Annotated in this window: 17 protein-coding genes; 11 read left to right on the forward strand and 6 right to left on the reverse strand. The window is 35.6% G+C overall.

Going from position 1 to position 15128, the window contains the following annotated elements:
- Positions 1 to 11 precede the first annotated feature (11 nt).
- Together ABJI11_RS04580 and ABJI11_RS04585 are read left to right on the forward strand one after the other, a co-directional pair.
- Positions 12 to 860, forward strand: a complete 849-nt coding sequence (locus ABJI11_RS04580; RefSeq protein WP_348349843.1) for an AraC family transcriptional regulator — start codon at positions 12 to 14, stop codon at positions 858 to 860.
- A 122-nt stretch (positions 861 to 982) separates the two neighbouring features.
- Positions 983 to 1510, forward strand: coding sequence for a YetF domain-containing protein (locus tag ABJI11_RS04585; RefSeq protein WP_348349845.1), 528 nt, complete (start codon positions 983 to 985; stop codon positions 1508 to 1510).
- A gap of 55 nt (positions 1511 to 1565) precedes the next feature.
- On the opposite strand, the gene ABJI11_RS04590 is transcribed toward ABJI11_RS04585, so the two are convergent.
- On the reverse strand, positions 1566 to 2480 hold the full coding sequence (locus tag ABJI11_RS04590) for a nicotinic acid mononucleotide adenyltransferase (protein ID WP_348349847.1): 915 nt from the start codon (positions 2478 to 2480) through the stop codon (positions 1566 to 1568).
- Between the two features lie 110 nt (positions 2481 to 2590).
- Here ABJI11_RS04590 and ABJI11_RS04595 point away from each other — a divergent pair, with 110 nt between their 5' ends.
- Positions 2591 to 3592 carry an NAD(P)H-dependent glycerol-3-phosphate dehydrogenase gene (locus tag ABJI11_RS04595; RefSeq protein ID WP_348349849.1) on the forward strand — a complete coding sequence of 334 codons (1002 nt, stop codon included), beginning with the start codon at positions 2591 to 2593 and terminating at the stop codon, positions 3590 to 3592.
- On the opposite strand, the gene ABJI11_RS04600 is transcribed toward ABJI11_RS04595, so the two are convergent.
- From ABJI11_RS04600 to ABJI11_RS04615, 4 genes are all read right to left on the reverse strand, one after another.
- Positions 3589 to 5256: a glycerol-3-phosphate dehydrogenase/oxidase gene (locus ABJI11_RS04600; protein WP_348349851.1), complete on the reverse strand. Its 1668-nt coding sequence runs from the start codon at positions 5254 to 5256 to the stop codon at positions 3589 to 3591. The genes ABJI11_RS04595 and ABJI11_RS04600 overlap by 4 nt on opposite strands.
- Before the next feature lie 139 nt (positions 5257 to 5395).
- Entirely contained in the window at positions 5396 to 6886 is a 1491-nt protein-coding gene (gene glpK / locus ABJI11_RS04605; RefSeq protein WP_348349853.1) for a glycerol kinase GlpK, read from the reverse strand.
- Positions 6887 to 6964: 78 nt separating this feature from the next.
- The gene (locus ABJI11_RS04610) at positions 6965 to 7273 is read right to left on the reverse strand and encodes an antibiotic biosynthesis monooxygenase (protein ID WP_348349855.1); all 309 of its coding nucleotides are present in this window, start codon (positions 7271 to 7273) and stop codon (positions 6965 to 6967) included.
- A gap of 3 nt (positions 7274 to 7276) precedes the next feature.
- On the reverse strand, positions 7277 to 7633 hold the full coding sequence (locus tag ABJI11_RS04615) for a hypothetical protein (protein WP_348349857.1): 357 nt from the start codon (positions 7631 to 7633) through the stop codon (positions 7277 to 7279).
- Between the two features lie 81 nt (positions 7634 to 7714).
- Here ABJI11_RS04615 and ABJI11_RS04620 point away from each other — a divergent pair, with 81 nt between their 5' ends.
- From ABJI11_RS04620 to ABJI11_RS04655, 8 genes are all read left to right on the forward strand, one after another.
- Positions 7715 to 8239, forward strand: coding sequence for a CvpA family protein (locus tag ABJI11_RS04620; RefSeq protein WP_348349859.1), 525 nt, complete (start codon positions 7715 to 7717; stop codon positions 8237 to 8239).
- A 189-nt stretch (positions 8240 to 8428) separates the two neighbouring features.
- The gene (locus tag ABJI11_RS04625; protein ID WP_348349861.1) at positions 8429 to 8908 is read left to right on the forward strand and encodes a CAP domain-containing protein; all 480 of its coding nucleotides are present in this window, start codon (positions 8429 to 8431) and stop codon (positions 8906 to 8908) included.
- Positions 8909 to 9171: 263 nt separating this feature from the next.
- Positions 9172 to 9681 carry a CAP domain-containing protein gene (locus tag ABJI11_RS04630; RefSeq protein WP_348349863.1) on the forward strand — a complete coding sequence of 170 codons (510 nt, stop codon included), beginning with the start codon at positions 9172 to 9174 and terminating at the stop codon, positions 9679 to 9681.
- Positions 9682 to 9790: 109 nt separating this feature from the next.
- Complete coding sequence (locus tag ABJI11_RS04635) at positions 9791 to 10333, forward strand: 3-hydroxyanthranilate 3,4-dioxygenase (RefSeq protein ID WP_348349865.1); 543 nt, start codon at positions 9791 to 9793, stop codon at positions 10331 to 10333.
- Entirely contained in the window at positions 10330 to 10701 is a 372-nt protein-coding gene (locus ABJI11_RS04640; protein ID WP_348349867.1) for a DUF1304 domain-containing protein, read from the forward strand. The genes ABJI11_RS04635 and ABJI11_RS04640 overlap by 4 nt, the downstream gene beginning before the upstream one ends.
- 80 nt (positions 10702 to 10781) lie before the next feature.
- Positions 10782 to 12335, forward strand: coding sequence for an aldehyde dehydrogenase family protein (locus ABJI11_RS04645; protein ID WP_348349869.1), 1554 nt, complete (start codon positions 10782 to 10784; stop codon positions 12333 to 12335).
- Between the two features lie 583 nt (positions 12336 to 12918).
- Positions 12919 to 13827 (forward strand): OmpA family protein, encoded by a 909-nt coding sequence (locus tag ABJI11_RS04650; protein ID WP_348349871.1) that lies wholly within the window; start codon positions 12919 to 12921, stop codon positions 13825 to 13827.
- Between the two features lie 32 nt (positions 13828 to 13859).
- Entirely contained in the window at positions 13860 to 14513 is a 654-nt protein-coding gene (locus ABJI11_RS04655) for a hypothetical protein (RefSeq protein ID WP_348349873.1), read from the forward strand.
- Between the two features lie 53 nt (positions 14514 to 14566).
- Here the strand turns inward: ABJI11_RS04655 and ABJI11_RS04660 are convergent.
- On the reverse strand, positions 14567 to 15128 hold a 562-nt coding region (locus ABJI11_RS04660; RefSeq protein ID WP_348349875.1), incomplete at its 5' end, for an acyl-ACP desaturase.

Below are 15128 nucleotides of genomic sequence, written 5' to 3' on the forward strand. Positions count from 1 at the left end.
CATTTAATCTTATGAAGGTAGAACTAGAAACTATTGACCCCGCTTCCAAAAGTCCGTTTAGGCTATTACACGACCCCAAGCTGAGCCATCTTTTTTATTGGCATTTTCATCCGGAATATGAACTGGTATATATTGAAGGCGCCAACGGCACAAGACATGTAGGAGACCACATTTCTGAGTATGAAGAAACAGATTTGGTTCTTATTGGCTCTAACATACCACATCTAAATTTTGACTACGGTGTTAGGACTACCTATCGTGAAGAGGTTTTACATATTAAACCTACTTTTAAAGACACTTTTGTAGACCCTATTCCTGAATTAAAAAACTTAAATAGATTATTGGATCTATCCAGATACGGAATTGCTTTTCACGGAGAAACTAAAAAAGTGGTGGGCGAATTATTAAAAGAACTTCACACTCTAAAGCCTTTTGAATATTTTATGGCTATCATGAATATTCTTAAAAGACTTTCTCAAAGCAATGAATTTGAACTACTACATAAAAAACCTTATAAGAACAGGTACAGTAAAAAGGAACAAAGTAGAATTCGTGATATTTATGCCTTAATCGATGAACGTTACCAGGGTAAAATATCTGTAAATGAAGTTGCTAAATTCTGCAACTTGACCAAACCTGCTTTTTGTCGCTATTTTAAAAAAGCGACAGGTAGTACTTTTATTGAATTCTTAAATCAATATCGCATCAGCCAATCGCAACGTTTATTACTGAACGGAAAAAATGTGAGCGAAACCTGTTTTGAATGCGGATTTGAAAGTCTGTCTTACTTCAACCGAACTTTTAAGAAGGTAACGGGAGAAAATCCATCTGCATTTAAAAAAAGACTTCAAACTAATTAATTGCAATAGAATTATAACCAATAAAGGAAACAATTAAAACCATACCGTGTTAATTTTAGCTAAGCATAATACACACACTTTTTCAACTCTTAAATGAAGTGTACAACCTCTAAAATTCAACCATGGAAATTTTTGACCCGCTTACTTTAAAAACTGTTTTTCAAATTTGTATTGCAGCAGTTTTTATCTATTTATATATGATGTTCATTACCAGGGTAACCGGTAAAAGAACTTTTGCAAAAATGACAAGTTTTGACTTTGCCGTAACTATTGCCATGGGATCAATTTTAGCAGATGCGGTTAACAAGCCGGTATCTAGCTTAATGCCCGCTATGGTTTCTATTGCGCTGCTTGCAGGTCTACAAGCATTGTTCGCCAAATTACTGTCATCATCTAATGCTGCTCAGAAAGTTATGACCAACACCCCTATTTTGTTAATGAAAAATGGCACTATCTTAAAAAATAATTTAAAGAAAGCTTTAGTAAGCCAAGCTGATTTAATGGGGAAATTACGTGAAGCAAATGTTTTACAGCTTTCTGAAGTAAAAGCCGTGGTATTTGAAACTACGGGAGATATTTCTGTTCTTCACACAGATACGTCTAGAGAAGTAGATTCCATAATTATGGAAGATGTTAAGGATGACGCATAAAAAAGTGCCCCACAAATATTTTGACAGGGCACTCTTGAGACAATCAACCTAAAAACTATTTTGCCTTCTTCCGCTCTACATTCATTGTAGGGTTAGAAGTTTTAATTCTTTTCTTACTCTCTGTACCTTTTCCAGACTTCAAATATTCTTGATATCCTCTACCTCTAAACTCATATATTGTACCACTTTCTGGATGATATAATTCTATGGTATTATCGTTAATAACATATAATTCAAAATAATCATTACTAAAGAAATCATAATCCAAAGTCAGGGTTTTCAATGAATTATCCCCATGAACATTAAAGACTTGGTAATCACCTTCAAAATCCCATCGTAAATTTGAAATACTAGAGTTTGGCGCATTTAAAGAAGACCTAAAATATCTTGGTAAAAACTGTAAATAATTTTCATAATCGAAATCATTTAGAGCACCTGTTTCACTAGTGTAAATTTTCTCCCAAGCATCATATTCTTGAATGAAATAATTTATGTTATCATAGAATACCATGTTATAATCAAAATTATTTATTTGGTATCCTTTTAGGTAGTATGAGGTATCTGTACTGGCATCATACAGCTCTATAGTATTATTGTTTACCGCATAAACTTCTAAAAACCAAGAGCCATCAATATCATGATTTATATCAACGGTACCCCTTAACGTTCCATAAGTTCCTACATCAATACCATAACCGCCACCTGTTTTACCAATACCTACAATATTATTATTTGCATACAATACTCCGCGATCAAAGGAAATCGTAAATGCCCTTTGTAGAAATGGTACTTCACCATTACCTCTGGTAGCATTAATATCTACATACCATAAATCATAACTTTGTAAAACTTGGTCAGTATTGAATGCCGACTCTTCTATAAAATCATCTTCAATAATTACTTCTGCATAACAAGAAACCATTAAAGTTGCCAATAGGAAATATCCTGTAAGTAGTTTTAGTGTTTTCATAAGATTTAATTTAATAGGTTATCTACCTAGAAACAATCTCCATGCCAAAATTTTTACAAGACTGATTCTAATCATATGATGATCATGCAAATATTTGGTAAATTTACACCATGAACGAGAATGCGAAATTTGCGGTTTTAGGTGGAGGAAGTTGGGCTACGGCTATTGTAAAAATGCTAACTAACAATCAAGAAGAGATAGGTTGGTACATGCGTAATACCGATGCTATTGAGCACATTAAAACTCAAAAACACAACCCAAATTACCTTACTTCGGTAGAGTTCAAATCAGAGGAACTGTTCTTGACGAATGATATTAACGAAGCAGTCAATTATGCTGATGTTTTAATTTTCGCGATACCTTCTGCTTTTTTAGTTGGAGAATTAGAAAAATTAACGGCTTCTTTGAAGGATAAAATTATCTTTTCAGCCATAAAAGGTATTGTACCAGAATCAGGATTGATAGTTGGCGAGCATTTTCATAATACCTATGAAATTCCTTTTGAAAATATTGGTGTTATTACTGGTCCATGCCATGCTGAAGAAGTAGCCATGGAGCGTCTATCATACTTAACAATTGCTTGTGCAGATACTGAAAAGGCAGAACTAGTAGCCAATAACCTAGCTAGCGCCTATATCAAAACCAGTATTAGCAAAGATATCATTGGTACCGAATATGCCGCTATGCTGAAAAATATTTATGCTATTGCAGCGGGCATTGCACATGGTCTAGGTTACGGAGACAACTTTCAAAGTGTATTGATGAGTAATGCTATTCGTGAAATGAAGCGTTATACCAAACGTATACATAAATTAGATCGCAACATTAACAAGTCTGCTTATTTAGGAGATTTATTGGTGACCGGGTATTCTATATTTAGCCGTAATAGAATGTTCGGTAATATGATCGGAAAAGGCTACACCGTAAAAAGTGCACAAATGGAAATGAGCATGATTGCCGAAGGATATTATGCCGCAAAAAGTGCTTATAAAATAAAAGAGAACTTTACAAAAAAAGTCAAAACTCCAATTATTGACGCTGTTTATAAAGTTCTCTATGAAAATAAGAATCCTAAAAAGGTATTTCTTGATTTAACTGATCAGTTAGATTAACGTCTCTCTAAAGAAAAATCTGAATGCTCTTTCAATTCCGCATTCAAGGTCGTTCTCCATTCTTCAATTACGTCATCAGTAACCTTAAACCTAGTTTTAAACTCAGCAAGCAAAGGTTCCATAAGCGTTCTTATGCTATCTATATCAAAATATAACCTACCGGTTCTTCTAATAAAGAAATCCATAGGGGTTTGTACCATTTCATAATCTATACCAAATGCCAATTCTGCCTTGGCTAAACGTACGTATTTATCGGCTTCTACTATACCCTTGTAATTTTCAAGAATTGTTTCTGTTTGTTTACCGTAGTTGGTTACCAAAAACCAAGCATCGTGCTTTGTAAAACCATCTTCCTTAATTAGACCGTACACCTCATCAATGTACTTTTTAACATGTTTAAATTTCTTGAAATCAACATTACCACACAGAAATATTTTCTCTGTAAAACACTCTTTTAATACAGTATCATGTTCCTCTTCCATTTTCTTGGCAATGCGATCTACTACTCTTTCAGCCATCTTTCTATAGCCTGTAAGCTTACCACCCGCAATACTGATCAAGCCTGAGTCTGACACAAAAATCTCATCTTTTCTAGATAGCTCTGAAGCAGATTTACCTTCTTCATGAATTAGCGGACGTAAACCTGCCCAAGAAGAAACAATGTCTTCCAATTCAAGATTAATATCTGGGAACATATTATTAACCGCTGAAATTAAATAAATAGCATCTGCAAGATCTGTTCTTACTTTGTTTTTATTATCATTATAGTTGGTATCCGTAGTACCTACATAGGTAATTTTGCCTCTTGGAATAGCAAACATCATTCTACCATCTGGTATATCAAAATAACAAGATTGCTTAACCGGTAATTTTTCATAAGGGAAAACCAAGTGAACACCTTTTGTTAAATGAAGCTGCTTTCCTTTTTTAGAATTGTTAAGACTTCTTAACTCATCTACCCACGGACCGGCTGCACTTATTACGTATTTAGATTTAATGGTGAATTCTTTTCCCGTAACCGCATCTATTGCTTTAACACCGGCTACTTTACCGTTTTCATATACAAACTCATTCACCTTGGCATAATTCAATGCTTGAGCACCGAACAAAAGACTGGTCTTTATGTTTTCAATGGTCAAACGAGCATCATCTGTTCTGTACTCTGCATAATACCCTGCGCCGTTCAAAATCTTTTTAGGCAATAAAGGTTCTAATTTCAAAGCTTCCTTTTTCTCCAGCATCTTTCGCTTATCATCACCCGTAACCTGCGCTAGAATATCATACACCTTAAGACCAATAGATGTTAACCACTTACCGTAAGATCCATTTTCTATTAATGGCAACAACATCTTTTCAGGTAAAACCAAGTGTGGTGCCAATTTATGGACGATAGCACGTTCTGAACCTACTTCTTTCACCAACCAAAAATCGAACTGCTTTAAATATCGCAATCCGCCATGTATTAGTTTCGTTGATTTACTACTGGTACCAGAAGCAAAATCTCCTTTTTCTAACACCGCTACTTTTAAACCACGCGATGCAGCATCTAATGCAATACCGCCACCGGTAATTCCTCCTCCTATAACCACCAAATCAAAATCTTCAGATGCTAAACTATCTATTGTTTTTTGACGTTCTAAATTGGTAAATTTTATATTCTTCATCAGTAGATGTCTATTTTATTTGAAACGATTGTTTAGGTCTCAATTAATCCAAAACCTAACATATATAGGCAAAGATAGAACTAGTGTTATGCTATTCTAAGCTCTATAAAATTAATAAATTGTAAAATTGATATTTATGCTACTCTTCTTCTTCCCAACCTTTTGTTCGTTCTACAGCTTTTTGCCATTTTTTATATAAACGTTTTCTTTTCACTCGATCAAAAGTTGGTTTAAAAATTTGATTCATCGGTCGATTTTGATCAATGTCTGATTGCTTCCAAAAACCAACTTGAATTCCTGCAAGAAATGCTGCGCCCATTGCTGTTGATTCAATAATTTCTGGTCGGTGAACTTCAGAATCTAAAATATCTGCCTGAAACTGCATTAAATGATTGTTTGCACATGCACCGCCATCTACTCTTAAATTCTTGAGTTGAATACCAGAATCATCTTCCATGGCCTTTAATATATCTTTGGTTTGATATGCCAATGCTTCTAAAGTTGCCTTTGCCAAATGTGCTTTCCCAGTATCTCTTGTTAAACCGAAAACGGCTCCTCTAGCATACATATCCCAATATGGCGCTCCAAGACCTGCGAAAGCCGGTACTACATATACTGGATTCTCTCCTTCAATAGAATTTGCCAACTCTTCCGTTTCATTGGCATCTTTAATAAGTTCTAGACCATCTCGCAACCATTGTATAGCTGCTCCTGCTATGAAAATACTTCCCTCCAAAGCATAATTGACCTTACCGTCTAAACCATAGGCTATTGTTGTTAAAAGTCCGTTTTTAGAAAACTGAGGTTTTTCACCCGTATTCATTAACATAAAGCAGCCCGTACCGTACGTATTCTTTGCCGAACCTTTCTTAAAACAAGCTTGACCGAACAAAGCTGCTTGCTGGTCACCCGCAATACCAGCAATAGGTATTTTAACACCATTTAAATTATAATCTCCAAAATCTGCAGAAGATGGTTTTACGTCTGGTAACATTGTTTTAGGTATACCTAGAACCTCTAACAGTTTACTGTCCCATTTCAGATTTACAATATCGTAAATCATGGTACGCGATGCATTGGTATAATCGGTTACGTGATTATGGTCTTTTGTCATATTCCAGACCAGCCAAGTATCAATAGTACCCATAAGCAAATTACCTGCCTTGGCTTTCTCTTTTGCGCCATCAACATTATCTAATATCCATTTTACCTTAGTGCCCGAAAAATAGGAGTCAATAACCAACCCCGTAGTTTTCTTTACGTGCTCCGTGAGTCCTATTTTCTTCAGATGCTCACAGATATCCGCCGTACGTTTGTCTTGCCAAACAATAGCGTTATAAATAGGCTCTCCTGTATTTTTATCCCAAACTACCGTTGTTTCCCTTTGATTAGTAATACCTATACCAACTATCTCGTTTGGTTTTACGCACTCCTTCTCTAGAAGCTCTTTTAAAACAGCCATCTGAGAGGATAAGATTTCTTTAGGGTCATGTTCTACCCAACCTGATTTAGGAAAAATCTGTTTGAATTCTTTTTGAACCATTCCTTGAATGGTACCATCATGGTCTACTAATAAAGCCCTAGAGCTTGTAGTTCCCTGGTCTAATGATACTATAAATTGCCTTGACATGTACTTTAAGTTATTTCTTTAAATATAACGGAAATAAAAATTAATGCAAAGCAGCGAATATAGAAGCGATGTGAAGAATTATGTGCTTCTGTTAAAACTATATTCTCGTTCTACTAAACAAATGCGAACAGTATAAGAATTGTACCAATCTGCTATACCTTTTTTCTGAGCTAATAAATGGTCTGCCTGCTGTTTCCACTCATGAATTGCATCTAAGCTTTCCCAATAACTTACGGTAATTCCAATTTCTTCTCTGGCACTTTCTATACCTATAAAGCCAGGTTGTTTTTTGGCCAATTGCTCCATGAAATCAGCCATTTTACCATATCCATTATCGCCTGTCGTTCTAGTAGATGTAAAAATAACAGCGTAATAGGGTTTCTTCATGGTTTATTGTATAAAGTCTTTTTCTATAAAATACGTCACAATCGCCTCTTTCATTAAAACCGCTTGCTCCCCGGCCTTTAAAGAGGGTAATTCTTCAAGTACATTGTAATGAGGCCAGCCATCTTCATCAAAAAAACTGAACTCATAGAACCCATACGGCTCCAAAAGACGACAAATAGCTATATGCATTAAATCTAACTTATCGTCTTTTTTATATTTTCTATGGTATTGTCCTAATTCTTGAATGCCTACCAAATAAATAATTGCATCTAACTCTAAAGGATCTCCGTCAGAAAACTTTGTCGAAAGCTTTTCTACCAATAAATCCCATCGTTCTTTTAATTGTATATCCCTAGCCATATAATTTGCTTCAACTGTAGTATGATACAGACCTTGCAAAGGTACAAATCAAAGTTCTATATTTGTTAAAACACTTTACGAATGGGACTTTTAGATATTTTACTTGGATTACCTTTAATATGGGGTCTATGGAAGGGATATAAAAACGGACTTTTCATGGAAATCGCCTCTATAGTTGCACTTGTTGCAGGTATTTTCGGAGCTATCCACTTTTCTTATATCACGGGAGAATATTTATCTGAGCACTTACATTGGAATGAACGCAACATGAGTATCATTGCCTTTATAATTACACTGGTGCTTATCATCATCATTGTCAATTTGGCCGGAAAGCTTTTAACAAAAGTTGCCAACTTTGCTATGCTTGGTACTTTAAATAAAATTGCCGGTGGTATTTTCGGTGCTTTGAAAGTTGCCATATTGTTAGGTGCTGCTTTTATATTCTTTGACCGCATAGACAACACCTTCAATTTAATTACGGAAGAGACTAAAGAGAAATCTATTTTATATCAACCAATTAAAGATATTGGAGCATTAATATTTGACACTGTACTTGTAAATGAAGCCCCTTCAAAGAAGGTATCAGACGAGCCAATAATCATCTAAATGCAATTGTCTGCTAATCTTACTTTTTGAACACTTTATCGAATAAGTATTTCTGTTACCTTCCTATAGTTATTTTTTCTATAATATTACTCTATCGATAACCCAAATCGAACACGAGAGCTTAGAACACTCTTAACTTTTTTACCTACTTCGCTACGCCGAGAGGCTATTTAATTAAAAGACACTTATATGAAAATGAGATTGCTTTATGCTGTCCCTGTCTTTTTATTACTTTTTCTTGGTTCTTGCACTAGCGATTCTATTGACGAAACGCCTGTACTTGAAGCTGAAAATGTTTTAACTATAGAGCAGGACCTATTAGACATTGTTAATGAACATAGATTAAGTCTAAACACCAATGCATTAATTTTTAGTGATGTAGCCTATAAGTATGCTAATCTTCATACAGATTACATGATTTCTAAAGGGAGTATCAGCCACGACAACTTTAGCTCAAGAGCAACTAACATTGATTCTGAAATTAGTGTTGAAATTGTTGCCGAGAACGTAGCTAAAGATTACCAAACTGCCTTAGAAGCTTTTGATGGATGGTACATTAGTAGCAGCCATAAGAAAACAATGGAAGGAGATTTTACCCACACCGGTATCAGTGTAAAGAGAGATAACCTCGGCAATTACTATTTTACACAACTTTTTTACAAGCAGTAAATCACTTCATTATTAATGTATTAGGGATTAATTAGGCTATAGCTTCACTTAAACGGGTTGATTGGCTTTCCTATTTGGATAAAGTAGGAAAAATCACACTAAATGCATATTTCTACGATGAAATTAATCACGCATTTTATCGATGAGCCTCAATATTCTCATTACCTGCAACTTAACGAGTATTTTAACCCCTGTGTGGATGTTTTTCATCTCACGATTGTAAACGGTACTACTTTTGGCACACATAAAATCAGTCCCCCAATATGAAAACCACCTTCATTTATTTAGTTTTAATCTTTACCATTTTAACATCCTGTTCTAAATACGAGAACTTTATAGGATATGAAGATTCTTCAGAAGACTCGCTTTTAGAACTTACATTAGCTTCTTCAAAAATGCATAGCAAAATGGAAGCTGATCTTTTTGAAATTATTAATAATTATAGATTAAGTATAGGTTTAAATCCATTTGAATTTGAAAGTATTGCATATTATTATGCGACCCAGCACACCAACTATATGATATCTAAAGGAATTACCAGTCATGATATGTTCACCAAACGCGCATCAAGTATTTCCAAAAGAACAAACGCAGTATTAGTTGCCGAAAATGTAGCAAGAAATTATGATACAATTGAGGAAGCTTTTGATGCCTGGTTGGATAGTGAAGGGCATAGAAAAAATATTGAGGGTGATTTTAACTATTCAGCCATTAGTATTGTTGAGAATAGCAATGGCAACTACTACTTCACCCAAATATTTGAAAAACAATAAAACTAATAAGACATTTTTTGTAAAGCCTTTTGAAAACAAAGGCTTTTTTTATGCTTACCTTTTAGGTGAAAAAAAACCATTTCTTTAACTTTCACTTAAATTCACAGAAATGAGTATACAAGCACCATTTAACCTTAATAAATGGGTCGATGAAAACAGGGCTTTACTTAAGCCTCCTGTTGGGAACAAAAATTTATACAAGGATGCCGGCGATTATATCGTCATGATTGTTGCCGGACCAAATGCGAGAAAAGATTACCACTACAACGAAACCGAGGAACTGTTCTATCAACTTGAAGGGAACATAGAAGTCCACATTCAAGAAGACGGTAAAAAGCGCACTATGCAATTAGGACCTGGAGATATGTATTTGCATCCTGCTAAAGTGCCACATTCCCCTGTTCGTAAAGAAGGATCTATAGGTCTGGTCATAGAGCGTAAACGTGACCATATGAACGTGGACGACGGACTTTTATGGTTTTGTGATAATTGTAATCACAAATTATATGAAGCCTATTTTACCCTTCACGATATAGAAAAAGATTTCTTATCTCACTTTAAGTATTTTTACGACTCAAAAGAATTAAGAACTTGTGATAACTGTGGTACGGTTATGCCGGTAGACGAACGTTTTATATCTAAAGAAGAATGATCTTAATAGCAAAAATAATTACCGCTCTAGTAGCACTGATCCATATTTATATTCTTTGGTTTGAAATGTTTGCATGGACAACAACAGGTAGAAAGGTTTTTCAAAATTTTCCAAAAGACTTATTTGAACCTACCAAATCAATGGCAGCAAACCAAGGGCTTTATAATGGTTTTTTAGCTGTCGGGTTGATCTGGTCTTTTTTCATAACCGATATACAATGGTCTGCAAATGTTGCACTCTTCTTTTTAGGCTGCGTTGCTATTGCTGGGGCTTATGGTTCACTAACCGTAAGCAAAAAAATATTTATAGTACAAAGTATACCTGCATTAATAGGAATCATTTTGTGGTCTATCACAAAGTTCTATTAGCCACAATTTCTTCTACACAAGGATAAAATTCTTTGTATTTTTGTAATATATCTAACATTAATTACTCAAAAAGTTATAAAATGTCAAAAATAGCAGCAGATTTCGGAATACATGATGCCCTAAAAGCATTAGGAATTAAAGATATCAACGAAGGCACTTCAACTGGGGCTAACCAATTTTCATCTGGAGAGGTTATCTCATCATACTCACCTGTAGATGGTTCATTAATCGCAAAGGTCAAAACCACAACAGAAGCTGACTATGAAAAAGTAATGTCTTCTGCAACGACAGCTTTTAAAGAATGGAGAACAAAACCTGCACCACAACGTGGAGAAGTTGTTAGACAGTTTGGCGACAAATTAAGAGAATTAAAAGAACCGCTTGGTAAACTTGTTTCTTATGAAATGGGAAAAAGCTATCAAGAAGGTTTGGGCGAGGTTCAAGAAATGATAGATATCTGTGATTTTGCAGTAGGTCTTTCCCGACAATTACACGGATTAACAATGCATTCTGAAAGACCTGGTCATAGAATGTACGAGCAATATCATTCATTAGGTGTTGTAGGCATTATTTCTGCATTTAATTTTCCTGTTGCCGTTTGGGCGTGGAACACAGCTTTAGCTTGGATCTGTGGGGATGTTTGCGTTTGGAAACCATCAGAAAAAACTCCTCTATGTGGTGTAGCTTGCCAAAACATAGCTGCATCAGTTATGAAAGCTAATAATCTACCTGAAGGTATTTCTTGCTTAATTAATGGCGATTATAAGATCGGTGAATTAATGACCCAAGACAAGAGAGTACCGTTAGTATCCGCTACCGGATCAATTAGAATGGGGAAAATAGTTGCACAGGCAGTTGCTGCCAGACTTGGAAAATCTTTGCTTGAACTTGGCGGAAACAATGCAATTATAGTTACACCAGATGCCGACTTAAAAATGACCGTAATAGGTGCTGTATTTGGTGCCGTAGGTACTGCAGGCCAACGCTGTACCTCTACTAGAAGATTGATTATTCATGAATCTATGTATGATAAAGTAAAAGATGCTGTTGTTGCGGCATATCAGCAATTAAGAATTGGTAACCCGTTAGATGAAAACAATCATGTTGGTCCATTAATTGATACAGATGCGGTTGCACAGTATAACAAGGCTTTAGAAAAAGTAGTTAAAGAAGGTGGCAAATTAATTGTTGAAGGCGGTGTGTTAGAAGGTGAAGGTTACGAAAGTGGCTGTTATGTTAAACCTGCCATTGCAGAAGCTGAAAATCATTTTGAAATTGTACAACATGAGACCTTTGCACCTGTACTCTACCTCTTAAAATACACTGGTGACGTTGAAAATGCCATTGCTATTCAAAATGGCGTAGTACAAGGATTATCTTCTGCTATAATGACCAACAATCTACGTGAAGCCGAACGTTTTCTTTCTGCTTGGGGTAGTGATTGTGGTATTGCCAATGTAAACATAGGTACTTCTGGTGCTGAAATTGGTGGAGCTTTTGGTGGTGAGAAAGAAACTGGCGGTGGTCGCGAAAGTGGTTCTGATGCGTGGAAAGTATACATGAGAAGACAAACCAACACTATCAACTATACCACTGAACTACCTTTGGCACAGGGTATAAAATTTGATTTATAATAATCTCATATATTCCTTTGCATGTTTATAGCATTGCTAGGCGGCTTTTGAATTGGATGGCTCACTTGACCAACTACCATGAAGTAAAGCTTGTATGCCCAGAACGACAAACATGCAAAGGAAATTTATAATACCTTTTATTTTTTTCTTCAATTTATAGTATAATTTACTCTGTATTAAACTAGTAAAATGTTATACTTGGTTCAATAATTTCTGTGCAGAGATACCTAAATATTGTATAGTTGGATTGTAGAACACTTCACTTTTAAGCATAAAAAAATCCTGTCGACATATATAGACAGGATTTTTCAACCAACTAACTCAAAACTTGAAATTATACCACCAATGCCCAATCTTTGTGGGGAGATGTATACCGTTTCAATACATACGCAAAAATGCAATTAATAGTTGTCGCCCCTTACACTTTTTTTATCGTCTAACTCTTAGATTGTATAGTTCGCTTAATTTTTTACATATATGGATTTCACATAATGATTGATCCTAAGGTAATTAGGTGATAATCTTTTAACACTTTTAAGTTTTTTTTAATAAATTGTGCGCTAAACACTAAACATTACGTACAATGACAAGAACAATCAAGTATTTATTTTTGATGTTGATTATCATTGTAGTCGGTACTTACTTATTTATTACCTATTGCAGCGAGTGTGCTGCGGCGGTTACAAGTACAGAGCCCACTACTGAAAAGGTAATCGCAAAAGAGCCCTCGGCAACATCGTATCCATTCGCAATTAACGGAAACGGATTTGCCTACAATACCAATGACAACTACAATTTTAACATTTCTTCACAAGAGATTTTAATGCCTTTAAGTGCTGAATTGACTAAAGGAGTATCTGGTCTTAAGAGTCACTTAGACGCAAATAGCAATAATGTTATTAACGTAACAGGATACTATACAAGTGAAGAAGAGAACAATACGGCATTTCCTAATTTAGGACTTGCAAGAGCAAATTCCATTAAAAATGATTTGGCTTCTAGAGGTTTCTCTACTGCACAAATTAATACGCAAGGAAAACTCATGGACGAAATGGTGCCTAAAGAAAACACCTATTGGGGTGCAGCTTCATTTGGACTGGTAGAAAAATCTGCCACTGCAGACGATGATCTTAAGGTCTTGTATGAAAAAATTAATGCTGATCCGTTAATTCTATATTTCAACACTGCAGAAGCATCAATTCACTTAGATGCCGCTCAGAGACAAAAAGTTGCCGATATTTCTAGATATTTAGATAAAGTTTCTGATGCTACGGCAAGCGTTGTTGGTCATACAGATGCAACTGGTCAAGCAAGCACTAATATGAGACTAGGTCAAGATAGAGCAGAATTCGCAAAAAATTACTTAATGCAAAACGGAATAGCTGCAGACAAAATAATTGCTTCGTCTAAAGGACAAACGCAACCAATTGCTAGTAATGCCACTGAAGAAGGCAGAGTAAAAAATAGACGAACAGTTATTACATTAAAATAAAACATACACTAATCCTATAAATAAGTAAAATCATGAATTTTGAAAATATGAACATTTGGTGCTGGATAATTCCATTATTAGTAGGTCTTATCTGCGGTATTTTAGGTTATCTACTTGGTAGCCGTTCTGCCAAGGTAATTGACAACTCTGCTGAAATCAATAGTCTTACTGCTAGTAATACGAAGCTTAAAGGCGAATTGTCAGATTTAAACAATCTTAAAGCAAGCAACAGCAAACTGAAAGCTGATTTAGAAGCTTGTAACCAAAGAGTAATAGCTGCAAGCAAGGTTGTAACACCTGCCCCTGCTGCGCCAAGTGCCCCAAGCACTAATTTAGGTGCATCTGCAGCCTCTTTTGCTGCCGGTGCCGCTACAAGTAGCGCTTTTGCTTTTGACGGCTCTGCTGCTAAGGCTGCATTTGGAAAAACCATTAAGCAAGACGATTTAAAACTTGTAGAAGGTATTGGTCCAAAAATTGAAGGTATGTTCAAAGACCACGGTATTAAAACCTGGAAAGAACTTTCTGAGGCTAGCTTAGAAGCCTGTCAAAAAATATTGGATACAGGTGGAACTCGATACAAGATTCACGATCCTGCATCTTGGCCGCTACAAGCTAAAATGTGTTATGAAGGCAAGTGGGAAGAACTTGTTAAGTGGCAAGACGAGCACAAGCACGGTAAACTATAATCTACCGTTCAAAGCAAAAAAATCCCGATCATTTCTGATCGGGATTTTTTATTTTACAATGCTCCGTTTGCCTCTACCCACTTAAAGTGATATTGATCTTCCGGAAATTTCATACGCTCTGCAATTCTTTCCAATCTTGCAGGCAACTTAATTAAGTAGTCACGAGCTTTCTCTGCTTCTTCGTTCAAAGAACGAACAGAGTCTAGCTCCCAATATGCATTTAGCTTACTTAAAATATCAACATAATCTTGTGCAGTATACACACCTAAACGTTGCGCACAGTTAGAGAAGTTCTCAAAAGCAGAACCTATTGTACCACCAGACTCACGCAAAAAGTGCGCTGGCATTACAATCTTCTTCTTCATCATATCAGCAAAGGCAATCATCATACCAGATGGATCTTCACCTAAAATAGTCTTCACAAATTCTCTATACGCCAAATGGTGTCTCATTTCATCACCGGCAATGATCGTACACATTTTACCTAATAAGGCATTTCCTTTCTTCTTGGCCATTTGCCCAACACGCTTGTGCGAAATATTGGTAGCTAATTCTTGAAATGAGGTATATACAAAGTTTTTATATGGATCACGATCGGTACCAATATCAAAACCA

Origin of the sequence: Maribacter sp. (genome assembly GCF_039968975.1) — a bacterium.
GTDB lineage: Bacteria > Bacteroidota > Bacteroidia > Flavobacteriales > Flavobacteriaceae > Maribacter.